The organism is Thiomicrospira pelophila DSM 1534 (assembly GCF_000711195.1).
Classification (GTDB): domain Bacteria; phylum Pseudomonadota; class Gammaproteobacteria; order Thiomicrospirales; family Thiomicrospiraceae; genus Thiomicrospira; species Thiomicrospira pelophila.
Window position 1 is genome coordinate 1,668,604 of record NZ_JOMR01000001.1, and the last position, 23,917, is coordinate 1,692,520.

Annotated in this window: 19 protein-coding genes; 7 read left to right on the forward strand and 12 right to left on the reverse strand. The window is 45.5% G+C overall.

Annotated elements, in window-relative coordinates; translation table 11 throughout:
* Nucleotides 1-15 precede the first annotated feature (15 nt).
* Nucleotides 16-1,602, forward strand: coding sequence for an alpha/beta hydrolase (locus N746_RS0108005; protein WP_051678586.1), 1,587 nt, complete (start codon nucleotides 16-18; stop codon nucleotides 1,600-1,602).
* A 15-nt stretch (nucleotides 1,603-1,617) separates the two neighbouring features.
* Here the strand turns inward: N746_RS0108005 and N746_RS0108010 are convergent, their stop codons facing one another.
* From N746_RS0108010 to N746_RS0108030, 5 genes are all read right to left on the reverse strand, one after another.
* Entirely contained in the window at nucleotides 1,618-2,130 is a 513-nt protein-coding gene (locus tag N746_RS0108010) for a DUF7840 domain-containing protein (protein ID WP_156018308.1), read from the reverse strand.
* Nucleotides 2,131-2,140: 10 nt separating this feature from the next.
* Nucleotides 2,141-3,475, reverse strand: coding sequence for an Lnb N-terminal periplasmic domain-containing protein (locus N746_RS0108015; protein ID WP_162173035.1), 1,335 nt, complete (start codon nucleotides 3,473-3,475; stop codon nucleotides 2,141-2,143).
* A gap of 63 nt (nucleotides 3,476-3,538) precedes the next feature.
* Entirely contained in the window at nucleotides 3,539-4,042 is a 504-nt protein-coding gene (locus tag N746_RS0108020) for a DUF3015 family protein (protein ID WP_051678587.1), read from the reverse strand.
* Nucleotides 4,043-4,191: 149 nt separating this feature from the next.
* Nucleotides 4,192-6,936 (reverse strand): bifunctional [glutamate--ammonia ligase]-adenylyl-L-tyrosine phosphorylase/[glutamate--ammonia-ligase] adenylyltransferase, encoded by a 2,745-nt coding sequence (gene glnE / locus N746_RS0108025; RefSeq protein WP_029935580.1) that lies wholly within the window; start codon nucleotides 6,934-6,936, stop codon nucleotides 4,192-4,194.
* Nucleotides 6,929-7,735 carry a hypothetical protein gene (locus N746_RS0108030; RefSeq protein ID WP_245603353.1) on the reverse strand — a complete coding sequence of 269 codons (807 nt, stop codon included), beginning with the start codon at nucleotides 7,733-7,735 and terminating at the stop codon, nucleotides 6,929-6,931. Before N746_RS0108030 ends, glnE begins: the two co-directional genes overlap by 8 nt.
* Before the next feature lie 219 nt (nucleotides 7,736-7,954).
* Between N746_RS0108030 and N746_RS0108035 the strand changes: the two genes are divergently transcribed.
* Together N746_RS0108035 and N746_RS0108040 are read left to right on the forward strand one after the other, a co-directional pair.
* On the forward strand, nucleotides 7,955-8,293 hold the full coding sequence (locus N746_RS0108035; RefSeq protein WP_029935583.1) for a P-II family nitrogen regulator: 339 nt from the start codon (nucleotides 7,955-7,957) through the stop codon (nucleotides 8,291-8,293).
* A gap of 20 nt (nucleotides 8,294-8,313) precedes the next feature.
* Complete coding sequence (locus N746_RS0108040) at nucleotides 8,314-9,561, forward strand: ammonium transporter (protein ID WP_029935585.1); 1,248 nt, start codon at nucleotides 8,314-8,316, stop codon at nucleotides 9,559-9,561.
* Nucleotides 9,562-9,667: 106 nt separating this feature from the next.
* On the opposite strand, the gene N746_RS0108045 is transcribed toward N746_RS0108040, so the two are convergent.
* The gene (locus N746_RS0108045) at nucleotides 9,668-10,096 is read right to left on the reverse strand and encodes a hypothetical protein (protein ID WP_029935587.1); all 429 of its coding nucleotides are present in this window, start codon (nucleotides 10,094-10,096) and stop codon (nucleotides 9,668-9,670) included.
* A 73-nt stretch (nucleotides 10,097-10,169) separates the two neighbouring features.
* Between N746_RS0108045 and N746_RS0108050 the strand changes: the two genes are divergently transcribed.
* From N746_RS0108050 to N746_RS0108065, 4 genes are all read left to right on the forward strand, one after another.
* Nucleotides 10,170-10,955 carry a flagellin N-terminal helical domain-containing protein gene (locus N746_RS0108050; RefSeq protein ID WP_029935590.1) on the forward strand — a complete coding sequence of 262 codons (786 nt, stop codon included), beginning with the start codon at nucleotides 10,170-10,172 and terminating at the stop codon, nucleotides 10,953-10,955.
* Between the two features lie 18 nt (nucleotides 10,956-10,973).
* Nucleotides 10,974-11,735: a 2OG-Fe(II) oxygenase gene (locus tag N746_RS0108055; protein WP_169736000.1), complete on the forward strand. Its 762-nt coding sequence runs from the start codon at nucleotides 10,974-10,976 to the stop codon at nucleotides 11,733-11,735.
* 173 nt (nucleotides 11,736-11,908) lie between these two features.
* Entirely contained in the window at nucleotides 11,909-14,677 is a 2,769-nt protein-coding gene (locus N746_RS0108060) for a valine--tRNA ligase (protein WP_029935595.1), read from the forward strand.
* Entirely contained in the window at nucleotides 14,655-15,365 is a 711-nt protein-coding gene (locus N746_RS0108065) for a TIGR04211 family SH3 domain-containing protein (RefSeq protein ID WP_029935597.1), read from the forward strand. Before N746_RS0108060 ends, N746_RS0108065 begins: the two co-directional genes overlap by 23 nt.
* A 138-nt stretch (nucleotides 15,366-15,503) precedes the next feature.
* Here the strand turns inward: N746_RS0108065 and N746_RS0108070 are convergent, their stop codons facing one another.
* From N746_RS0108070 to N746_RS0108095, 6 genes are all read right to left on the reverse strand, one after another.
* Nucleotides 15,504-16,229 (reverse strand): DsbC family protein, encoded by a 726-nt coding sequence (locus tag N746_RS0108070; RefSeq protein WP_029935600.1) that lies wholly within the window; start codon nucleotides 16,227-16,229, stop codon nucleotides 15,504-15,506.
* A 23-nt stretch (nucleotides 16,230-16,252) separates the two neighbouring features.
* Complete coding sequence (gene xerD, locus N746_RS0108075) at nucleotides 16,253-17,155, reverse strand: site-specific tyrosine recombinase XerD (protein ID WP_029935601.1); 903 nt, start codon at nucleotides 17,153-17,155, stop codon at nucleotides 16,253-16,255.
* Nucleotides 17,156-17,275: 120 nt separating this feature from the next.
* Entirely contained in the window at nucleotides 17,276-20,608 is a 3,333-nt protein-coding gene (locus tag N746_RS0108080; protein ID WP_029935604.1) for an efflux RND transporter permease subunit, read from the reverse strand.
* Between the two features lie 3 nt (nucleotides 20,609-20,611).
* Nucleotides 20,612-21,712, reverse strand: a complete 1,101-nt coding sequence (locus N746_RS0108085) for an efflux RND transporter periplasmic adaptor subunit (RefSeq protein WP_029935606.1) — start codon at nucleotides 21,710-21,712, stop codon at nucleotides 20,612-20,614.
* 20 nt (nucleotides 21,713-21,732) lie between these two features.
* Entirely contained in the window at nucleotides 21,733-23,100 is a 1,368-nt protein-coding gene (locus N746_RS0108090) for a TolC family protein (RefSeq protein ID WP_029935608.1), read from the reverse strand.
* Nucleotides 23,101-23,272: 172 nt separating this feature from the next.
* Nucleotides 23,273-23,902, reverse strand: coding sequence for an alpha/beta hydrolase (locus N746_RS0108095; RefSeq protein WP_029935610.1), 630 nt, complete (start codon nucleotides 23,900-23,902; stop codon nucleotides 23,273-23,275).
* Nucleotides 23,903-23,917: the final 15 nt, after the last annotated feature.

Consider the following 23,917-nt stretch of genomic DNA (forward strand, 5'->3'; position numbering starts at 1 on the left):
CAAGGGGAGTGATGAATGCGGCTGACTTATCCAGGTTTAAAACTTTATATTTATAGCCTAAGCTTAGTTTTAAGCTTAGGCTGGGCCGCCAGCGCTAAAGGCGAACTTATAGAGCTCAGCTTTCAATCTGGTGATAAAACTCTAACCTATCAATCGCAGGGTCAAGATCAGAATGTGGTGCTTTTATTGGGCGGAGGCCCTGGCTTTAGCAGTTGGAACTTAACCCCCATTCAACAACATCTAGCAACCAATTACCGCGTATTACGCATGGATATGCGCGGTATCGGTCAAAACAAACAGCAAGAAGCGGTGCCGCGCGACTTAATAAACCAATGGATAAAAGATATAGATCGTCTACGCCAACATGAACAGGCCGCGCAGTTTATTCTCATCGGCCATTCATGGGGCGCATTAATGGCGCAGCTTTATGCGCGCGAACATCCTCACCGTATACAACGTTTGATTTTACTCAACCCGGTTGACCCTAACCTAAGCGCAATGCAAAACTTAGTCGAACGCATTGACACCAAAGCTCGCCAAGCAGGTTTAATTAGCCAAAATTCAGACGAGTTTGAACTCAGTTTTGACAGCCCAACTATCGAAACGGTCATTCAGCACCAACTTACTCGAGTTCTGCCCACTTATTTTTATGATATTCAACAAGGTCAAGAATATGCCAAACAATTTGGCACGGACGACTTTAATATGGCGATTAATCATGCCGGTTGGCAAGCCTATCAAAACCAACCCATTCAAGCCGAACTTCTACAAACCCTGGCACAAAATCGTGCAATCAGCTTAATCACCTGTCAGCAAGATTTACTCATGCCAGAAAGCTTACAAGCCTACCAAGCCATCCTGCCCAAATTGCATAGCCAAGTTTTGCAACAATGTGCCCACTTTCCCTGGGAGGAACAACCCAAAGCCTTTTATGATGCGCTTGATCTAGCGTTAACGCGCGAAGCTGAAGTTGACGACTACTCAGACCTGACACCACAAGAGCGCGCTTGGCTATTGGATGATAGTGAACTTAATGAGTTGGTGAGCGCATTAGATAACCTAGTTGTTGAAACTAGATTTTTGCCACCTTTTGATTTGACCGAACATTATTACATGACCAATCAGATTGAACTGAATCACGAATCCCTCTCAACAGGTTGGGCCAAATTAACCCAATGTCATTACAACCTTGACCCGGTGGCTCGCTTGCAAATCGTCTACCACCCAGAACATACAAAAAACCTGAGCATTCTTGAAGATAAAGCCATAGATTTAAGCTGGGTAGAAAACAAAAGCATCCAAATGAATGGCTTACAAAAAGGCGCGAAAATCTGCGTTCGAGCCGACACCTATGCTCTGACGCCACAAGCAAACGGTTATAAAGTTGAACGCGGCCCATTTATGCGTAAATTTTTAGACGGTTATTACCCACTACACGTTGAGTTAAAAATTAGCTGGCCTGACTTGCCTTTAAAAGTATCAAACCTCATCCCCTCCCCTCAAACCGGCGTGGAAATGAACCTTAGTGACCAATCGCTTAATGCGCGTTATTGGTTCCGCGGAGAATTAAGACCCCAAATTAATTTTAGCGAAGCGCCTTAAAAGCCTGACATCAAACTATCGGAAATACTGATAAGAAAGCATCAAGCTTGAACGTTCTTCATCGCTTGCTTCAAGACGAATTGCATGCTTGGGTGTCAAGAAGTAACTAGCTTTTAAATAAGGCCGCGTTGTCCAATCTTCCGCATCTAAATCATAACTTTGCGCAACTTCAAACCAAACCTTAAATCGCTCTTGCTGGTAATACCAAGCTAAGTAAGGCTCTGCATAAACCAACGATTCATTATTGGGTTGGACTCGAATATTTGCACCATATAAATATTTAGCGTTATCAATTGTAAACCCGTCAAATAGGCCAGTTTTAATATTGGCCGCCAATTCATCAGTTTGATTACGCTTTACACCAAGCTGAACCGTCCACGCCCACTCTTTTTGCTCCGCTTCAACCGGGTTAAATGCAGGCATTTTTCTTAAGCGAATCAGGTCAACCCCTTCAAGCTCAACCTCGTCTTCATTGACACGCAATTTTGCATCAAACACAACCAATTCACTGCCTTGCAGACTATTCAAACTAACGGTGTCATAAAAAAAATGGTGACCAATTTAAACTTAATGATTGTGCATTATTAGGTTGGTCGCTGTGACGCATTCCAACACCAAACATCATAGGCGGAGAGGTTTCCTGTGGCGATGGTAAAGCCGGAATATCAATCTCATCTTCTGGCGCAACGGGTAAGGCTAGCCGCTTGAGTAGAACTTGTCGTTTCAGTTGTTTAAAGGTGTGGTTTTTGTCATCCATTATTCCTACATCTTTAAACTCATAATAGCTAATTAAGCTGTTGAGAATCTTAATTTTAGATGCCTGATCTAACTCAGCCAACTCAAAATCTCCTAACTCGATTGCACGATTAAACGAGATTAATTCCAAATCATTTAGATCATCTAGACGCGCATATAAATTACGTTGATAGGAAGGTACAAAACTTATGTCGCGAATATAATTACCCGACTTTTTTTGGTTAATATCCTCAATTCGGTTAAAGAGTTCGACTGGTGCGTACCAAAGGCTAGATCGACTAGTTAAGTGATCATCGCCTTCAACCAATTCCAATACTTCCGCAATTCGAAAAGCGCAATTTTTAGTCAAAAAATAATAATCAAACTTTTTACCCGCGACTTCCCATAAATGGCTTATGATCAAATGACGCTCATATTCTGACAAATTAAGCTCATAGTCCCACATGTCACGAAACTCAGTACGTGAATAAACCATATCTTGCGAGTAATAATGTCCATCTGAAAAGCCCGATTCATACCCACCGAGAATGCCTTTATAGATATATCGAAGAATCGGTTCATCGTCAGGCACTAATGCGCCATAATTAAACGTCAAATCCAGATAACGAGATGTTTTGTCACTATTAAACTTTAATAACGAATGACCAAACGTAGAGGCCGGATTCCCAAAGTAACCACTTACCATAATGGCGCTAATTGAGCGCACTTCATCTAATTTAGCCCAACGTTCAAATGATGAACAAGCTGGTTGTCTAAACTTGTAATCAGGCAAATTAAGTTGGCGATCCAGCCATAAATAACGAGCCGGGAATTGACACTGTATCAGCATTGAATCATGATCACTCAAATCTGAAAAATAGGCTTCTAAGGTTGCAATAAGCTCCTGTTTTGGATCGGTTCGCCCGAAGTCAGCGATAAAAAACGAATCCGTTAAGACTTCACTACGCATAAGCAGTGGGTCGTAATGCAACAGCTTATGCCAAGTGACATTGTTTTGCAGTTTTAATGCCAGTGCACGCTCAACATAATGCTCACCGGAAGATTGACTAATGGCAATGCTTGAAAATAGCAGTGAGGCTAAGGGAAGAAAAAGAGGGGGAACCCGAAAAAAAAACATATTTATTTCAACCATAAAAAAGGCAAGCTATTGCTTGCCTTTTTGAACTGACTCAATCTGTAATTAGATAGAGCATGAACCAGCAGCGCGCTGGCTTAATTGACTATGCAATACTTCCGCTTGCTCAAAACGCGTTTGTGTTGCGTAGCTATCCGCTGATACTGATGCCGCTAAATCAGCACGTAAACCCTGTGAAACTTGTGCATGTGACTTCGCATCACAACCCGCAACATTTAACAACGCAGTTAAATGTTGGCCTTCACCTTTTGCCAAATCGGCTTCGATCTGTGGATAGGTTTCAAGAATGAATGCAGCCATTTTAGCCTTGTTATTTGCACAGCTTTCAGGTGTAGTTAAATTAGAACTGATTGCAGTTGTACCTAAATCCCAAGTAACGTTGGTGATAATCGCCATGACATTAGCGGTTGATTTATCTTCGATTTGCGCACCAATCAAACCACCTAACCCGCAGTCAGTATAAATCTGACCAAAATCACGATCCTGCGCATGAACTGATGACATAGATAGAACCGACGCGGCGGCTACCGCAAATGCTAACTTCTTCATAAAAATTCTCCAAAATATTTAATATTACTGGCTACTAAGCCAGATTTAATTATAACAACGTAACTAAAAAAATCTTCTTAATTCTGTCTAAATTACAAAAAAATACACCCGTAAAAATAGTTAATTTGATCAATATCATTAATCTAAATTTAACCCATTAATTCATGCCATATCGCGCTTGTCTCGGCGCGTTCAATCACAAATTCTTTGGCACTCACTATGGCCTTTTGTTTTTGTAAAGCTAAACGATGATACGCACTTCGGTAAGTTCGATAATGATCTTGTAATTTTTCAATCGCGTCGTTCGATAAAATACCCGAATCTTTCAGTTCATCCAAAATTCGCATATTGTCGGAATAGACCACCAGGCCTGGTTGTTGATGCGCAAAGGCTAAAACCAAATATTGCACGATAAACTCAATATCCACAATCCCGCCAGTTCCATGCTTTAAGTCAAACTCATGTTCATTTGACTTATCTAACCCTTCTCGCATTTTGCGGCGCATTTCGGCTACTTCAGCTTGAACTTTGGTCGCATCACGTGGCTGAGTTAGGAAGGCTGTCCTAAACGCTTCAAAATGTGACCTAACTTGATCGGAACCCACCACCGCACGTGCTCGAATTAAAGCTTGATGCTCCCAGTTCCAGGCTTTTTCTTTCTGATATTGTTCAAAATTCTTTAAGGTTATGACCATCAAACCGCTTGCGCCATTTGGGCGTAAACGTGTGTCAATTTCATACAACTGACCGGCCGGCATTAAGGTCGTCAGCACCGAAATTATTTTTTGCCCCATGCGGGTAAAAAACGTGGCGTAATCCAGCGATCGTTGATTTTCCTGGCTGGCTTGAGTTTTTGCATCACTTGCATCCAGGTCGTATAAAAACACCACATCCAAATCTGACCCATAGCCCAACTCAATCCCACCTAGCTTGCCATAACCCAGTACCAAAAATGGCGACTCAGATTGCCCAGCGGGCAAGCCATGTTTGGCGGTCATTTTCTGCCAAACATAATCATGTGTAACATTTAGCACGGCTTCGGCAATCCAAGTTAAATAATCACTCACATGCATCACCGGTACTTGTCCTGTAATATCCCCTGCGCCCACTCGGAATACTTGGGCGTGACGCCAATGACGCAGCTGCAACATAAATTGCTCTTCGTCATCACCATAGGTGGTTAATAAGGTTTGCGCTTCAGCGAGTAATTCTTTTAACTCAAGTGGTCGATACAAACTACGCAGGTCCAACAATTGATCCATCAAGGCCGGATATTTAACCAGCATATCCGTTAACCATGGACTGGCCGCACACAACTTAATTAAATGCGCCAACGCGACTGGGTTTTCTTTTAACAACACCAAATACACACTGCGACGTACCACACTTTCAATCACACTTAAGGCACGTTGCAATGCGATTTCTTGGTTATCTTCCTGACCAGCCAATTGTTTTAATAACAACGGCATTACGTGCTCTAATCGAGTGGTCGCTTCGGCACTCATCTGCCCGACAGAGCGCGCCTTTTTAAATTGGCGCAATAAATTCAAAATTTCGCCCGGCTTATGGAAACCAAACTGCGTCAAAATCACCAGCGCGTCATCTTCAAGCGGTCCCTTCCATGCCTGTGCCAACGCATCCGTTAAATCGCACACATCGGCTTCCTCAGCAAACACATCGTCAAAGTGCTGTTGTACGATTTGGCGATAGTCATTGAGTTGTTGCATAAACTCCGCATAGTTGGCAAAGCCCATGGCTTCGGCTAACACTTGTCGTTGCGCTTCGTCATCAGGTAGATCATGAGTTTGTTGGTCGTTCCATTCTTGCAGACGATTTTCGGCACGACGTAAAAACACATAGGCCGCTTTAAGCTCCTCAGCATCTTGGGTCGCAATATAATCCTGCTCTGCCAAGTATTGCAGCATGGGTAATAACGAACGCCCTTGTAGCACCTTATCTCGGCCACCATGCACCAATTGGAAGGCTTGCACGATAAATTCTATTTCGCGAATGCCGCCCGCCCCCAACTTTATGTTATTTTCCATGCTCTTCTTGCGCACTTCGGTTTTAATCATTCGCTTTAAATCACGTAACGAATCCATCGCGGTGTAATCGACATAACGGCGATAAACAAACGGACGCAAAATTTCAAATAACTCTTGCGCCTTGTCCCTATCCCCTGCTATTGCACGTGCTTTCACTAGTGCATAACGCTCCCACGCTCGGCCATGCATTTCATAATAATGCTCGCTACCCGCAAAACTTATCGCTAATGGGCCGGCCTCGCCAAATGGACGCAAGCGCATATCCACACGATACACAATGCCTTCGGGCATCATTTCGGTTAGCATTTTGTTTAGCATCTGCCCTAGTTTGGCGAAAAACTGGTCATTCGACATCGCCCGCGCACCGTCCGTTTGACCGCTTTCAGCGTAAACAAAAATCAAATCAATATCGGACGAAAAGTTAAGTTCATAGCCGCCGAGTTTCCCCATTCCCAATACAATTAAAGTTTGAGCTTCACCGGATTCCTGCCCAATTGGTGTGCCGTATTTTTCGCAGAAACGTGGATACAACCAATCCAATGCGCCTGACACCAAGCCATCCGCCAAATCGGAAACATCACGCATGGTTTCATTCAAATCCGCCAAACCAGCCAAATCACGCACTGCAATACGCACCATCTGCTCACGTCTGAGTTGGCGTAGCATTTGTTTGAGTGCCAATTCCGACTCACAAGCCAATAAGGCTTCACGGCATTCGGCTACCAATTCATTCGGTTGATACAGTCGTTCATAATTGAGCTCGATCAGTTCTGGATAACGCTGATATTCACGTTCGACAAACAAACTCCAAGGCGTAACCGACTCGATTAATGAACGCGCATCATGCATGACTTAACTCCTGGTTTGACTCGCTCGGCGAATCTTTTTTATACACAAATAATTCGGTTTGACGCTTATCGGCCAGCTGCCAAATCGCATCGGGAATCACATCCGGTATCGCAAAACTATTACTCACAAATAAAGCGTTGGGCGACATCTCAGCCTGCACCTTTCGCCAAAGCTGCGCCATAGGCTCGGGAGATAAAAACGCATAGATCAGATTGTATTGCGATAAATCCACCGAGTCGATATTCTGCCTGAATACTTGCCCGCCGCTCAACAGGCTTTGAAATTTTGCCCACCAATAAGGCAACCAAGCCGTTTCGACACCCACGGATTGGGTCACATTCGTCAAACCATTCATATAAACTACGTTATGACCCATGCCACAACCCAGATCAATAAAAAGAACATCAGTACGATCACTTACCAACTCTTTTAAGGCCTGACGCGTAATCTGATTGGTCAGATATAAAGGCACACGATTCACCACACTGTTGCGAAACACTAGCCACAAAAGCACAAACGAGACCAAGGCCAACAACGGACTCACGTTAAGCAACAAGGCCGCATATAACCCCAGAGGAATAATAAACTGAATCCAACGCCACCAATAAGGTAAGCGCCAACTTAACAAGGCTGCAATCGTCGCTTGCCCCAGCACAAGTGCCCAATCTGGATAAGGTGGCGAAATCACAAAACTTAACCCCTTCACTATCAGCGCCAAAGCGCCTATCGCCAACAGCTGCAACACCAAAGCCCACACTATTTTAGGCCACTGAGCTATCCATCCAATCGTCTTATGCACCAACTTTAATCACCTTGCACCAATCAAAAACAAGACCGCTCTTTTAATATTAAAAAGATGACTTATTTTCATTAAATTAAAAACTAACCTATTGTATTTTATGTGTTTTATAAAAATAGGCACAACTAAAGCTTATTGTAACTGAAACTTTTTTTCAACACGGGTGATAAAAAAGGGCTGAACGCCTTTAAAACAAGCCCTAAATGGAGGTTACTAAGTATGAAACTTATAGTGGCAATAATCAAACCTTTTAAGCTGGACGACGTACGCGAAGCCCTGCACGACATCGAAGTGCATGGCATGACCGTAACAGAAGCAAAAGGCTTCGGTCGCCAAAAAGGTCACACTGAAATTTATCGTGGTGCGGAATACGCGATCGAATTTCTTCCTAAAGTACGTCTCGAAATCGCGATTAGCGATGACAAAGTTGATACCGCAATTGAAGCGATTGGCAATGCCGCGCGCACCGGCAAAATCGGTGACGGCAAAATCTTTGTGATGCCGATCGAACAAGCGGTGCGTATCCGTACTGAAGAAACCGGCGATGTCGCCCTTTAATTAACAGAAGGAATAATGTGATGGAACAAGTACTCGAACTCAGTTACGCGCTCGACACCTTTTACTTCCTCATGGCGGGGGCACTCGTTATGTGGATGGCGGCGGGCTTTACCATGCTCGAAGCCGGTTTGGTGCGCAGTAAAAATACCACTGAAATCTTAGCGAAAAACGTGGGCTTATTTTCAATTGCCAGCTTGATGTATATGTTGGTCGGTTACAACATTATGTATGGTGACGGCGTTAACAGCGTAATTCCTGGCCTAAGCTTCTTATTAGGTGCGGATAACACAACCGCGGCCGTGGTAGCCGGTGGTGAGGATGCTCCTTACTACTCAAACCTAGCCGACTTCTTCTTCCAAGTGGTGTTTGTAGCCACGGCGATGTCGATTGTTTCTGGTGCGGTTGCTGAACGTATGAAACTTATGTCGTTCTTTGTGTTTGCTATCGCGATGACCGCGGTTATCTATCCGGTTCAAGGTTTCTGGACATGGGGTGGCGGTTTCCTAAGCGAGCTTGGTTTCTCTGACTTTGCTGGTTCTGGTATCGTTCACATGGCCGGTGCAGCCGCCGCTCTAGCAGGTGTATTAGTACTTGGTTCACGTAAGGGTAAATATGGTCCAAACGGTGAAGTTCGTGCGATTCCGGGCGCAAACATGCCTTTAGCTGCGCTAGGTACCTTCATCCTATGGTTAGGTTGGTTCGGTTTCAACGGTGGTTCACAGTTGCAAATCTCAACCGTTGAAAACGCTAACGCAGTGGCGATGATCTTTGTAAACACAAACTTAGCGGCTGCAGCAGGTGTGATCGGTGCGATGATTATCTCACGCATCATGTTTGGTAAAGTTGACTTAACTATGATCTTAAACGGTGCGCTAGCGGGTCTAGTATCTATCACCGCTGACCCATTATCACCTACGCCTCTATCGGCGGCGGTTATTGGTTTAATCGGTGGTATGTTAGTCGTATTCGCGATCTTGATCATGGACAAGAAGTTAAGAATCGATGATCCGGTTGGTGCGATCTCTGTTCACGGTATCGTAGGTATCTGGGGCTTAATCGCAGTCGTATTCAACAACGCAGATGCAACCATTGGCGCACAGCTAATCGGTATCGTATCAATCTTTGCTTGGGTATTCATTGCCAGCTTAATCGTGTGGTTCATTATCAAAGCGGTAATGGGTGTACGTGTTAGCGAAGAGCAAGAGTACGAAGGTCTTGATCAATCAGAGTGTGGCATGGAAGCCTACCCTGAGTTTGGTAAAAAATAAGACTGAATAATAACTCGCTTAAAACTAACCCCGCTTCGGCGGGGTTTTTTATATCTGCAATAAAGGTTAGCCACCAAGAGCACCAGGCCTGGTGCCTATATTAGGCCTACAAATTACGAATTTTATATAACAACTGCAATAACCGCATTTTTAAACTGGGCTTCACTTCAATCGGATGGCGAAACTCCAGCACAACCGGCTGTTCATTCGGATTCGCTAAATCATGATTCGGCCAATCTAAAATATCATCCAACTCAAACCCGGTATCCATCGCCACTAGCTGCCAAGGTAGTTCACGATCTCGTCCAACCGCATGCGCCCCCTGCTGATCAAACGCAATTGGCCACTTGGCCTCAATCGCCACCTCTTTGGCTTTTCCCGACTCCATCCAAATTCGGACTATTTCGTTTTTTTGCAACAAAGTGCCATAAGGTAAAAACAAATACTGCGCGTTCATATTCGTGACCGAATAATCCGTTAAAGGCGCTCCGTCCGCAAACTGAAAATTGCAAAAACCCTTTCCACAACAAGACATTAGCTTTCCTTTGATTTTTAAAAAATTAGGCGTATTATAGAACTACGAAACAAAATTTCTCAGGAGAATGAGTATGAGCGTCGATTCTATTAACAGTGTAGGTTCGCCTTATAGCCCTTACAACCCAACCAACACTAGCTTAACAACTGGTCAGCAAATTAACCGATCGGCGGATAACGCGGCAGGCTTAGCCGTGGTGACTGGCATGACCACAGAAATCATGGGTCAATCGGTTGGTATGCGTAACGCGAATGATGGTATGTCATTATTGCAGACCGCTGATGGCGCGTCTCGTGGCATGACAGACAGTATCCAGCGTATGTATGAACTATCCATCCAATCAATGAACGGAACCATGAGCGCATCTCAGCGTAATATGCTCAACACTGAGTTTCAGCAGCAGATGGAAGAAATTAACCGTACAGCGGCCACCACCAAGTTTAATGATATTTCATTATTGGACGGCCAGAATCCAGACATTGAGATTGCGCTGGGTGATAGTAGCAAAAGCAACCTTACCATGCCAACTCTAACCAGCGATGCGTTGGGCTTAACTGGCATGGATTTAAGCAACCCGGCTAATGCAAGTGCGGCAGCCGAAGCCTTGTTAAACGCCACCGACCTACTTAGTGCAAGCCAAGCCAATTTTGGCGCCCAACAAAACGGCCTATATTCAGCGGTATCCAATATGGCCACCAGCCAAGAAAACAGTTACGCTAGTCGTAGCCAAATTCTTGATACCGACATGGCGCGAGCTTCTACAGATAAAGCACGCAACGATGTACTTATGCAAGCCAGCATCATGATGCAAGTACAAGGCAACCAAGACAAATCCAATGTCCTCCAATTACTAGGTTAAGATTCTCCGCCTAGTCTTATGCGCCCAATACCTAAGGGCGCATTATTTTTTTCAGCCCTCCTCTACAAACACTTGCAAACCACCAGGCCTGGTCGCATAATTCGCGAATCCACTTCGGCAGGAACCCCAGCCATGCAACCTCAGTATTTTGATCAAACCCAACTTGACCTCGCTATCGACAACCTGGTTGAAAAAGGCTGGCATGTTTGGCCGGATGCCATTGATTCGCAACTTTGTTTAACTTTGCTACATGAAATCGATCAGCTTGATCAACAGGGTGAAATGCAACAAGCCGGTATTGGTCGAGGTCAAGAGCATCAACTTAACCAACGCATTCGACGCGACAGCATTCACTGGCTCGAACGCACCAGCCCTGCTCAAGCTCAATACCTGGATCTAATGCAGCAGTTACAACTCGAACTGAATCGCCAATTATTTCTTGGCTTGTTTGAATACGAAGCCCACTTTGCACTCTACTCGCCTGGTGACTTTTATAAAAAACATTGGGATAGTTTTCGTGGTGCGGCCAATCGAATGGTAACGACCGTGAGCTATCTTAATCCCGACTGGCTAGACAGTTGGGGCGGCGAACTCGTGATCTACGACGAACAAGACACTCACATTATCGGCCAAGTCACGCCCGAAATCGGCACGCTGGTACTGTTTATGAGCGAACAAGTACCCCACGAAGTCAAACCCACCCAGCAACCAAGAGCCAGCATTGCGGGTTGGTTCCGACTTAACACTTCCATCGCAGGGCAACTTAACCCACCCTCTTAATCTGCCCATTTAACTCGGCACCAGGCCTGGTGGTTTGATCACAAAGTCTAACAAGGATTAATCCATCCCCGTATAACTAAGAAGTTCGATATTGCGGGCGGATTCCCTCCCACCAAAAGCCTTTGGCTTGCTATAATTAATCCTATTTTTCAAACAGAAACGAACAACACATTATGGAAAAGCATTTCGACCCCAAAACGATTGAAACCAAGTGGTACCAAACTTGGGAAAACGCCGGCTACTTTGCACCCAACTTAAACAGCGATCAAGATCCTTATTGCATTATGATCCCACCGCCCAACGTCACCGGCAGTTTACATATGGGGCACGCTTTCCAAGATACGATTATGGACACCCTAATCCGCCTGAATCGTATGCAAGGCAAACCTACACTCTGGCAACCGGGTACAGATCACGCCGGTATTGCGACCCAAATGGTGGTAGAACGCCAGCTGGCCGCGAAAGGTTTAAGTCGTCATGATGTGGGTCGAGAAAAGTTTATTGATGAAATTTGGAAATGGAAAGCCGAATCTGGCGGTACCATCACCAAACAGCTACGTCGCTTAGGCGCTTCTCCAGACTGGAGTCGTGAGCGTTTTACCATGGATGATGGTTTGTCGAATGCGGTAAAAGAAGTGTTCGTTAAGCTGCACGAAGAAGGCTTAATTTATCGCGGCAAACGTCTGGTTAACTGGGACCCAGTTCTGCACACCGCCGTATCCGATTTAGAAGTTATTTCCGAAGAAGAACAAGGTAATCTATGGCACATGCGTTATCCATTAACGGATGGTTCCGGTCATCTAGTGGTGGCCACCACACGTCCTGAAACCATGTTAGGCGATCAAGCTGTCGCCGTGCACCCAGAGGACGAGCGTTACCAAGCGCTGATCGGCAAAACCATCACCCTGCCTTTAGTGGGTCGTGAAATCCCGATTATTGCCGATGACTATGTGGATCCTGAATTTGGTACTGGTTGTGTCAAAATCACGCCGGCTCACGATTTTAACGATTACGAAATGGGCAAACGCCATAACTTGCCGATGCTGAACATCTTCACCCAAGATGCAGCGATTAATGACGAAGCACCGGAAAAATATCAGGGCTTAGATCGTTTTGCTGCGCGTAAGCAAATCATTGCCGATTTAGAAGCGCTGGATTTGATGGAAAAAATCGAGCCGCATAAACTCATGGTGCCGCGCGGCGATCGTACTCATGCGGTGATTGAGCCATTACTGACCGATCAATGGTATGTCGCGGTTCAAGAACTTGCCAAACCGGCGATTGACGCGGTTAAAAATGGCGACATTGAATTCGTTCCCAAAAATTGGGAAAACACCTACTTTGAATGGATGAACAATATCCAAGACTGGTGTATTTCACGTCAAATCTGGTGGGGGCACCGCATCCCAGCTTGGTACGATGACGAAGGCGGTGTGTATGTTGGTCGTGACGAAGCCGAAGTGCGCGCCAAACATAACCTAGGTGAGCGTGCATTACGCCAAGATGATGATGTGCTCGACACCTGGTTTAGTTCGGCTTTATGGACCTTCTCGACACTCGGCTGGCCGGAAAAAACACCTGAATTGGAAAAATTTCATCCTACCTCCGTATTGGTAACCGGTTTTGACATCATTTTCTTCTGGGTCGCCCGTATGATTATGATGACCCTCAAGTTCACAGGCCAAGTGCCTTTCAAACAAGTATATGTGCATGGTTTGGTTCGTGACAGCGAAGGTCAAAAAATGTCGAAATCCAAAGGCAATGTGCTTGACCCGATAGACCTCATCGACGGCATAGATTTAGAAAGCCTTGTCAGCAAACGTACCACCGGCCTGATGCAGCCTGAAAAAGCCGCCAAGATCGAAAAAGATACCCGCAAACAATTCGCCGACGGCATTGCGGCTTTCGGCACCGATGCGATCCGTTTTACGTTTGCTTCGCTTGCCTCTACTGGGCGCGATATTCGTTTCGACTTAAATCGCTGCGACGGTTATCGCAACTTCTGCAACAAACTTTGGAACGCGACCCGCTATGTTCTAATGAATACACAAGGCTTCGATACTGGGGTAGATGAAAAACAGCCCATCGAATTATCGCTAGCCGATCGCTGGATTGTGTCGCGTCTACAAACAGTCGAAACCGAAGTGGTACGCCATTTCGAACAATACCGTTTTGACCTCGCCGCTAACCTTATCTATGAGTTCACCTGGAACGAATACTGTGATTGGTATTTAGAATTATCTAAACCCATCCTAAACCAAGACTCATCCGATGCCGCCAAACGTGGCACCCGCCGTACCTTGGTGCGCGTACTCGAAACCCTATTACGCTTAATGCACCCGATTATGCCGTTTATCACCGAAGAAGCTTGGCAGACAGTCGCGCCTTTGGCTGGCAAACAGGGTGACACCATTATGTTGCAACCTTATCCGCAAGCCGACAGCACAAAAATTGATACCGCAGCCGAAGCCGAGCTGGACTGGGTTAAGCAATTTATTATGGGCGTACGTCGTATCCGTTCAGAAATGGATATCGCCCCTAGCAAAGCCTTGCCCGTGTTGTTAAGCAAGGTTTCTGATCAAGACCAGGTCTGGTTAAACAATAACCGTTTATTCTTAATGACCCTGGCTAAACTAGAATCCATCGACATCCTTACCGATGCCAACCAAGCCCCGGAGTCGGCGATCGCACTGGTCGGTGAAATGAATATATTGATCCCAATGGCTGGCTTAATTGACAAGTCAGCGGAGTTAGCTCGCCTTGAAAAAGAGATTGATCGTTTAAAAAACGAACAAAAAAGATTGGATGGCAAGCTAAATAATGATAAATTTGTAGCACGAGCGCCGGCAGAAGTAGTTGCCAAAGAGCGTGAAAAACTGCAAGATATAGCCAACGCCTTGACTAACCTGGAGCAACAACATGCGAAAATTCAACAGCTTTAAACGATTTTTACCTATTGTCGGCCTAGCCGTTATGGTTCAGCCCATGTGGTTAATACCGTCCTTAGCTCACGCTGAAGAATATACGCATTATATTAGTGACAGCATTGAAGTGCCGTTGCGTCGTGGTGCGGGTAACGAATTTCGCATTATTCGTATGTTGGAAGCCGGCAGCCCAATTAAAGTGCTTGAAGTAGGTGACTCCAACTGGTCACGCGTTGAATATATTCACAATGGCGCCACGTTAGAAGGCTGGGTGAATAAAATCGCGATTCAAAATGACACACCATCAAAAGTTTTACTGGCTGAACAAACCGCTCGTTTGAATAAACTAAACGCTCAGTACAAAGCTTTACAGTCTGAGCACAACGAATTAAAAACACGTGCAAATACCACCAGCCAAGAGCTTGAAACCATCAAGCAAGAAAAGTTTGAACTTGATAAAGAGTTTGATCACCTTACCAGTATTTCAGGTGGTGCAATCGAGCTTGATCAACAAAACCAGGAAATGCGTCGTTTGATTGGTGATTTAGAATCGCAAAACGTGATTATGCGCGAACAAATTGCGCGTGCTGAAGACACGGTTAAACGCCAGTGGTTTTTAGCCGGTGCGGGCGTGTTACTAGCCGGTTTGCTATTGGGTCGTTTCTTTAGAATTCCAAAACGTCGTGGCGGTTGGGACAAGATTTAAAAATCTAAACCTGAAAAAACCTTGCCCATAAAAAAACCAGGCCTGGTGCTCGCACCTTGCCTGGTTTTTTGTTCGTAAAATTTAATGCCACAACCAACCTCCTGGCTTTAAAAGGAGGTCGTCTAGCGGTATTCGAGTCTACTTCAACAACGCTGGTATCAATTCTTCTGCTGGCACATAACCTGGCACCATATTACCATCTTCAAAAATAATGGTTGGGGTACCGTTAATACCAAACAACTGGGCTTGTGACATATGGTCTTTTACCGGGTTATCACAGCTTTTGGTCTGCGGATTCGTGCCCTTCTTAGCATCATCTAAGCTTTTAGCGGGATCATCGGCACACCAGATCGATACCATTTTTTCATAGCTAGGCGTATCCACACCTGAGCGTGGGAAAGCTAAATAACGTACCGTAATGCCTTCTTTATTTAGCTCGGGTACATCTTTATGAAACTTCTTACAATAAGGGCAGTCAATATCGGTAAATACAGTAATGGTAGCTTTCGTATCACCTTTTGCCGGGAACTCAATCATCGAATCCGTCGGAATGGCCTCTAGGGTTTGCTTACGTGCTTGATTTTTAGCCGATTCGGTTAAATTCTCGCGCGTAGCCAAATCAATTAAATTTCCGTTAAACAAAAACTTTGTATCCGCCGTCATGTAAATCACATTTGGGCCCACAATGACTTGATACAAACCTACAACCGGCGATTCGCTTATTTGTGCTGTTGGCGCGCTCGGAATAATTTCGTTAAGCTTCTTTTGAATCTTATCGGTGGTCTCGTCTGCGATGGCTATATTCATACTTAACGCACTGATCACCAGACCTGGTAGTGTTCGTTTCAAAACTGTTGTAAACATACTTGTCCTATTCTTTAATAAAATTAGCCGCGCGGATGATGTTGCTGATGTAAGGATTTTAAGCGCTCTTTCGCGACATGAGTATAAATTTGTGTAGTCGACAAATCACTATGCCCTAGCAACAACTGCACACTGCGTAAATCCGCTCCATGATTAATCAAATGCGTCGCAAATGCATGACGCAGACCATGAGGCGATAGTTTACCAGCGATGCCCGCGATTTGGGCAAGATTATGAATCCGGTGCCAGAGTGTCTGCCGTGTCATGGTACGCCCTAAACGCGATACAAACAAAGTATCAACCCATTTGTCACCCACCAGGCCTGGTCGTGCGCTTTTTAAATAACGCGCTAACCATTCACTCGCATACTCACCCAATGGCACAATGCGTTCCTTGTTACCTTTACCTGTGACCATGACCAAACCCGCCGACAAATTTAACTGCGACAAAGGTAAGTTCACCACTTCCGATACACGCAAACCACTGGCATACATTAACTCTAAAATCGCACGATCTCGCAAACCCAAATCCGTGCTGGTATCCGGTGCATCTAACAAATCACTAATTTGTGATTCGCTTAACACACTTGGAATCGCCGCCGACGTATTTGGTGTTTTTAATAAATCACACGGATTAATTGACAACCAGGCCTGTTCAATCGCAAACCCATACAAGCGTTTAAGCGATGACACCATACGAGCGATTGAACGATCCTGTCGACCGGCTTCTTGCAGGTAACGAATATAGCTCTGCAAATCATCCCGACTCACCTGTTGCCAAGCCGCGGATTCCAGCTTGCCCAACCAACGTGCAAACTGGGTTAAATCGGTCCGATACGCCGCTTGTGTATTTGCACTCAAACCTTCAGATAATAATAAATGTTCTAAAAATAACGCCAAAGCGTCTTCAAATTTTACGGCGTCCATAAACCTCATTTCACTTTAGGCGTACAAATTAAACTTATTAAACCATACTCTGCTAAGTCGCCAAAGCCAGATATAAAAAACCCCGCCATGGCGGGGTTTATAACAAGCTAATGGATTTATTTATTTCGCTTGTAAATCTCTCGCGATTCTAGGTGAATCTTCCGGATCTGGGCTAGACGGATAATAGGTCTGCCAGATGAAATACATCAACGGAATCACTAATAAGGTCAACACAGTTGATGAAATCGTACCGAAGATCAACGCAATCGCCAGTCCACCAAATACCGGGTCGGTCGTTAGAATCAACGACGCCGTAATAATGGCTAAGGCCGTTAACAGAATCGGACGGAAACGAACCTTACCGGCTTCAATCACCGATTCTCGCAAGCTCTTACCTTCACGACGATATTCCAAAATAAAGTCGATCAATAACAAGGAGTTACGCACCACGATACCCGCCAAAGCAATGACCCCGATCATAGAAGTCGCCGTAAATGCTTGCCCCATTAACCAATGGCCTGGGAATACACCAATCATCGTCAATGGAATCGCTCCCATGACAATTACCGGCACCATGAACGAGCGATAGTAGCCAACTAAAATCAGATAGATAAAGATCAACGCGACAATAAACGCCGAGCCCATATCTCGGAACACATCCAGCGTAAGACGCATTTCACCGCCCCACAACAAAGTGTAATCCGTCACATCTTTTGGTTGAGCTTCGACAAAGCCCAAGTTGGCCGTGGTAAAGCTCACGCCCGACTCTGGCAAGGTCACGCCGTCTAACATTTTATCCAGAGTTAATACGGCATAAACTGGGCTAGAGCGCAACAATTCGCCACCAACCATCACCATCGAATGTTGATCACGCCGCATGATTGGTTTATCCAATATGCGTTCATTAATTGTCGCGATAGACGACAACGGCACCGCTTCACCCGAGAAAGAATTCACGCGCAAGTTCAGCAACTGCTCTGGCACGGTACGCTCTTCACGCGGCAAACGTACCACAATATTGACCGGTTCACGCACATTATCCAAATGCATATAACCCAGCTCGTAACCATTAATATAGTCGCGCAACATCTTACTCACCACCGCAGGAGCGATGCCGAGTAAATTAGCCTTTTCGCGGTCAATATTAATTTCGTAACTATGCACATCACCCGTCACCGAGTTATCGATATTGATCATGCCGTATATCTGCTCATACTTAGCGGTGATTTCATTTGCCGCCGTACGTAACACGTCATAATCCGGACCATAAACTTCAGCTAAAATTTGTGAAGAGACCGGTGGCCCAGGCGGGGTTTCGTAAATTTTCACCTTCGCTTCTGGGAAATCTTGACGCACCATCGCAAATCGATCATGTAATAGTTGCGCAATTTCATGCGAACTTAAACTACGGTGATGCTTATCTTCTAAGTTCACTCTAATTTGAGCAAACTCACTACCCTGCTTAATCAAGTCGCCACGCACTAAGGCCGCGAAATCAATCGGAGCAGGCGCACCCAAATAAACCGTGTAATCGTTTACATAAGGCGTTTTAGATAAAATATCACCCACAAAACGTACCACCCGATCGGTCGCTTCTGTCGCGGTACCGGCTGGCATGTCCACCTGCACTAAGAACGTATTGGTGTTATCAAATGGCAACATTTTGACCTCAACCCCCGCCTTATGCAGCGGATTATTCATGCCATCATCTCGCATAAACTGCAACGCCGGTTGCAACATCGCGGCCATCAGGCTCACCAAGACCGCACCCAAGAAAATATTACGCTTGGTACGGCTTTCAATCATCGGCACAATGGTTTTGACATATAAACGTTGCATCCAATCTTCTTTTTCGACGTGATGCGATTCCATACTTTCGCGGCGTTGCATCTCAGCAATAGCTTTTTTGCCCAACCAACGGTAAGAGGCATAAGGCACTAAAATATAAGCAATCAACAAAGAAGCGATCATCGCAATCGGCACGTTAAACGGAATCGGAGCCATAAACGGCCCCATCATGCCAGTTACAAACATCATTGGGATAAACGCCAAAATAACCGCTAAAGTCGCCACATTAGTTGGGTTACCAATTTCATTGGTGGCTTTAATCAAGAGTTGATCAAAGTTTTTTGGGTCAAAACCTTGATGGATATGCCGGTGAATATTTTCAATTACAACAATCGCGGCATCCACCAATAAACCCAACGACAGAATCAAGGCGAAGAGCGTAATGCGGTTCATGGTTTGGCCAAACAATAGCCCCACCACTAATACCACAAACAAAATTAGCGGCACGGTTAGGGTTACAATGCCCGCTTCGCGCCAACCCAAAAAGATCATTAAAATAATCACCACTGAGGCAATGGCGATACCCAAGTGTTCAATCAAAATATTCACAGCTTGATCGGCCATTTCGCCGTCATTGCGAGTCACGACAACTTCGACATCAGCCGGTAACATACTCACTTTTAATTCTTCGAGCTTTTCCAGTACCGCATTCGATACGGTTACCGCGTTGGTACCGGGTTTCTTAGCAACCGACAAGGTCACGGCTGGGAATTCGCCGCGTTTGCTGGCGTGTGCCGCCATGCCATAGCCAATACGCGTATGCACCTCAGTCTCAAGCGGTCCATCTTCAATGCGTGCAATGTCACGCAAGAAAATCGGTTGGCCTTTATCCGCGCCAATAATAATATCGCCCACTTCCTGCGCATTCCCTAAATAACCATTCACGCGTACCGGATGATGGCTATTGTTATTAACCAACGAACCTACTGGCAACGACACATTACTGCCCATCAACATATCGCTAATATCTTCCAGCGATAAACCAGTCATGGCAATCTTTTGCGAATCCAACCAAACATTGACCGCTCGCTGCTGACCACCCATAACTTCGGTAAACGAAACACCCGGCACATTACGCAACTGTTCAATCAGTTTTAAACTGATATCGCGTAAATCAAACCCTCCCAAACGTTCCGATGTTAAAGCCAAGGTTAAAATCGGCACATCATCCACATTAATTGGTTTTATAATGGGATCTTGGGTATCTGGCGGCATGCGATCCATATTTTGCATCACCTGGTTGTAAACCTTCACCAAGCTATCAACCTGGTTTTCACCCACTTCAAACTGCACCGTGACCACGCCAAAATCGCTAGTAGCATAACCATAGGTGTTTTCCACCCCCGGCAAGGCGTTCATAATGGTTTCAAGCGGTTTCACCACCATGTTGTTTACTTCATCCGGAGTTGCACCCGCCTTCGGCACCATAATATTAGCGGCCGGCACCACAATTTGTGGATTGTATTCACGCGGCGTGACAAATAATGCCAACATCCCGGCCAACAACACCGCAATCATAATCATCATGGTAATTTTGGAATGAATAAACATCTGCGCCAGCTTACCGGCCATGTTTAATTTAATCTCTTTATCCTCATGCGCCATGGGTTAGGCTCCTGTTTCAGAATTCGAAGACGTTACGACCACTTGATCGCCATTTACCAAGGTTTGATTGTTTGAAGTCACAATCACTTCATCAATATCCAAACCAGCTTGCACTTCGTAATGCCCATTCTGCTCCATACCTATACGCACCATACGGAACTGCACATGATTATCATCATTGACCACAAATACACCTTCAATCCCACTACGGTTCACCACCGCTTCTTTAGGGATCAACAGCGTTTGGCGCTCGCCGCGTTTAAATTCAATGCGTGCAAATGTACCGGAATTGACGTTATTAACCACTGGCAAGCTTAACTTCAAGTTATGTCCACGCGTCTTTGGGTTGGCGGCTGAAACTAATGAATAAATTTCGGCTTCTAACGGCTCTTTCTGACCATCCACCATCACTAACGCGGTGTCACCCACTTGCAATTGTGCATACAAATCTTGTGATACTTCCGCCTGTACACTTAAGGACTTCAAGTTTTCAATAATGACTACAGGATTGCCCGGTGCCGCTAAATCGCCTGCTACCGCCATTTTTCTGACAACTACGCCATCAAACGGCGCCCGCACATTCGCATAATTTAGTTGCGATTCAGCTTGTTCCAAACCGGCTTTGGCGGCCGCTAGGTTTTCTTGTGCCACACTGTATTGCAAACGAATCCCGTCAAACTGCTGACGCGACACCGACTCTTCTTTATACAATTCTGAGAAACGCTCAAAATCGGCCTTCGCATTTTCTAACGCCGCTTGCGCCTGTAAAAATCCGGCACGTGCTTGCGAAATTTGGCTTTGAATGTCTTGCGGGTCAATGGAGAATAATAAATCACCGCGTTTCACGCTTTCGCCCACTTCCACTGGGATGCTGCGAATATACCCCATCAAACGTGAGGCAATACGCGCTTGCTGATCTGGCACCACAGAACCAGGAACGTGCGACACCATTGGCACCGTTCCCAAGCCCACTTTATGTGTCGTCACTTCATATTTGGCTACATCATAAGCCGCCTCATCTTTCGCATCATCCGACGAACAACCGCTTACACCTAAAAGCGCCGCGACAATACCGGCATTTATTAACATCCACATCGGTTTCATAATTTCTATCCTCTAATCGATTACATTTGATCCAAGTGCATACGGCCTGTCGCCAATCGCAATTGCGCTTTTTGTATATTCTTCGCGTACTCGGCATTCGCCAATTCGGCGCGGGCTTTATCCAGCTGAGCTTGACTCGTCAAAACCTCTGTCATGGTCGATACCCCAGTTTCATAACGGCGTGCAATCAAACTTTGCGCTTCTGCTGCATAGTTAACCGCGGCTTTATTTGACTCCACTTTTTTCAACTCGTTTTGATACTGACGCCAAGACTTCAGCAAATTTAAACGCACCGCTTGTTCTTCCAAACGCAGCTGCGCTTCCTGACCTCTGGCCGCTGCATTGGCTTGATCCACCGCACGACCGGTCACACCAAAGTCGGTGATTTTCCAAGACGCGACCGCCGCCACTGTATAAGAGCTGGCGTTAAAGCCAAGCTCGTTATCGTTCCAATCGTGACGCGCCATTAAATTAAAGCTTGGATACAAATCGGCACGCGAGCCTTTCACGGCCGCATGGCTGGCTTTGACTTGTTGACGCATGGCTTGCAACTTAGGGTTCGAGTCCAACGCCATTTGCGTCATCTCATCCAAGCTCTCACTTGGCAAATCAATATTAACGCGACCAGCCACATCCAACGGCGCGTAGGTTTCCATACCCATTAACGACCGCAAACCGTCCAATGCCATTTGCTCGTGGTTTTTGGCTTGTTCTAGCATCAATTCAGCTTCGGCTTGGTGGGCTTGGGCGCTTAATAACTCCGAACGTAACACCACTCCTTGTTGTACTAAGTTACGCGTGGTTTTGACATAAGCATCCGCCGCTTTCAAGGCTTGTTCGGCCACTTGAATAAAAGCACGTGCGGCATGCACCCCCTCATAAGCTTCATACACATAATAGGTCAGCATTTGCTGAACCGCGACATCGCCTTTTTGCGCCGCTTCTAGCATCGCACCAGCTTGATTCTTGGCACTTGAAATTTTGCCACCATTCCAAATCGGCAATAGCATTTCAATGCGCGTATTAAAGTCGGTGTAACCGCCTGGTTTGTTCAAATCGTCTGGTACAGTATCTATTGAACCCGTAGGGGGTGCTTCAGCAAAACCAAAGTCGCGAAAACTTGCATCACGCTGCTGCAACTTCATGCCAAATACATTTAACGGGTTATTAGAGTTAGAAGCCGTAAAAGACAAATTAAACTGCGGCAAACGACTCAAGCCAGCCTGACTTAAAGCGGCTTGCGCCTGGTCAATTTGCGCATGACTTTGGTCACGCTGCGGGTTTTGAGACAGCGTGGTTTCCACGCTGGTTTGAAAGTCGATGGTTTGCGCCGTCACCAGGCCTGGTGATGCCACCGCAATAGCCAATGCCAAAATACGTAATTTCATCGTTGTTTTCCTTTAGAAAATGACTAACAAACTGATCAAAATTGGATAATTTAGCCAGAATATAGCTAGGTTTTTTTCTTTTCAAGCACATTAGAATATAAGAAATTCCTAATATTATATCGAACTTCATATATAAGTAAAACCTTATATACCAATAAAATTTACTAAAAGCTTACTCTATGGCGAGATTGACGACCTTTTTTAACCAGAGTAATTCGCCATGAAAGTAATGACTCGCGCCTTCACGCCAATACACATCTGGTCGATGATTTAAACCACGCATCCAATTAATCACCTTATGTGGCGGCACCACTTCGTCTTGGCCACCTTGCACCAAGTGCCAACGCAAGTTATCTGGTAAATTCAACTCGCCAAAATTATATAAGTTAACTGGCGGCGCAACCGTCATTAGGTGCTGTGCTTGTAAGCTTTTGGCCTGCATTAAACTTACATAACTGCCAAACGAGAAGCCCGCCAATGCTAAAGGCAAATCCCCAAACATACCTTGCGCCCAAGTCACTGCGGCGGCCAAATCGGCTTGTTCGCCCTCGCCATGATCGTATTCGCCTTCGCTACGCCCCACGCCCCGAAAGTTAAACGCCAAAGTTTGCCAACCCATTTGTGCAAACGCACGTTCCATGGTGGTAACGACCTTATTATTCATGGTGCCATCATATAATGGATGCGGATGCGTCAGCACCACCAGGCCTGGTGGTCGCAAGCCCGGCTTAACCCGTCCTACTCGGCACTCAATTGACCCCGTCGGTCCTTCAATCAAAGTCGATTGCGTTTTTTGTAACATGCGTTATCCTTCTTC

Excerpts from the sequence above, each read along its gene's own strand:
- N746_RS0108045 (WP_029935587.1), bottom strand. The coding sequence starts at position 10,096 with ATGTCTTGTTGTGGAAAGGGTTTTTGCAATTTTCAGTTTGCGGACGGA.
- N746_RS0108040 (WP_029935585.1), top strand. The coding sequence starts at position 8,314 with ATGGAACAAGTACTCGAACTCAGTTACGCGCTCGACACCTTTTACTTC.
- N746_RS0108080 (WP_029935604.1), bottom strand. The coding sequence starts at position 20,608 with ATGGCGCATGAGGATAAAGAGATTAAATTAAACATGGCCGGTAAGCTG.
- N746_RS0108060 (WP_029935595.1), top strand. The coding sequence starts at position 11,909 with ATGGAAAAGCATTTCGACCCCAAAACGATTGAAACCAAGTGGTACCAA.
- N746_RS0108035 (WP_029935583.1), top strand. The coding sequence starts at position 7,955 with ATGAAACTTATAGTGGCAATAATCAAACCTTTTAAGCTGGACGACGTA.
- N746_RS0108015 (WP_162173035.1), bottom strand. The coding sequence starts at position 3,475 with ATGTTTTTTTTTCGGGTTCCCCCTCTTTTTCTTCCCTTAGCCTCACTG.
- N746_RS0108085 (WP_029935606.1), bottom strand. The coding sequence starts at position 21,712 with ATGAAACCGATGTGGATGTTAATAAATGCCGGTATTGTCGCGGCGCTT.
- N746_RS0108090 (WP_029935608.1), bottom strand. The coding sequence starts at position 23,100 with ATGAAATTACGTATTTTGGCATTGGCTATTGCGGTGGCATCACCAGGC.
- glnE (WP_029935580.1), bottom strand. The coding sequence starts at position 6,936 with ATGCATGATGCGCGTTCATTAATCGAGTCGGTTACGCCTTGGAGTTTG.
- N746_RS0108095 (WP_029935610.1), bottom strand. The coding sequence starts at position 23,902 with ATGTTACAAAAAACGCAATCGACTTTGATTGAAGGACCGACGGGGTCA.
- N746_RS0108065 (WP_029935597.1), top strand. The coding sequence starts at position 14,655 with ATGCGAAAATTCAACAGCTTTAAACGATTTTTACCTATTGTCGGCCTA.
- N746_RS0108020 (WP_051678587.1), bottom strand. The coding sequence starts at position 4,042 with ATGAAGAAGTTAGCATTTGCGGTAGCCGCCGCGTCGGTTCTATCTATG.
- xerD (WP_029935601.1), bottom strand. The coding sequence starts at position 17,155 with ATGGACGCCGTAAAATTTGAAGACGCTTTGGCGTTATTTTTAGAACAT.
- N746_RS0108005 (WP_051678586.1), top strand. The coding sequence starts at position 16 with ATGCGGCTGACTTATCCAGGTTTAAAACTTTATATTTATAGCCTAAGC.
- N746_RS0108070 (WP_029935600.1), bottom strand. The coding sequence starts at position 16,229 with ATGTTTACAACAGTTTTGAAACGAACACTACCAGGTCTGGTGATCAGT.
- N746_RS0108055 (WP_169736000.1), top strand. The coding sequence starts at position 10,974 with ATGCGCCCAATACCTAAGGGCGCATTATTTTTTTCAGCCCTCCTCTAC.
- N746_RS0108050 (WP_029935590.1), top strand. The coding sequence starts at position 10,170 with ATGAGCGTCGATTCTATTAACAGTGTAGGTTCGCCTTATAGCCCTTAC.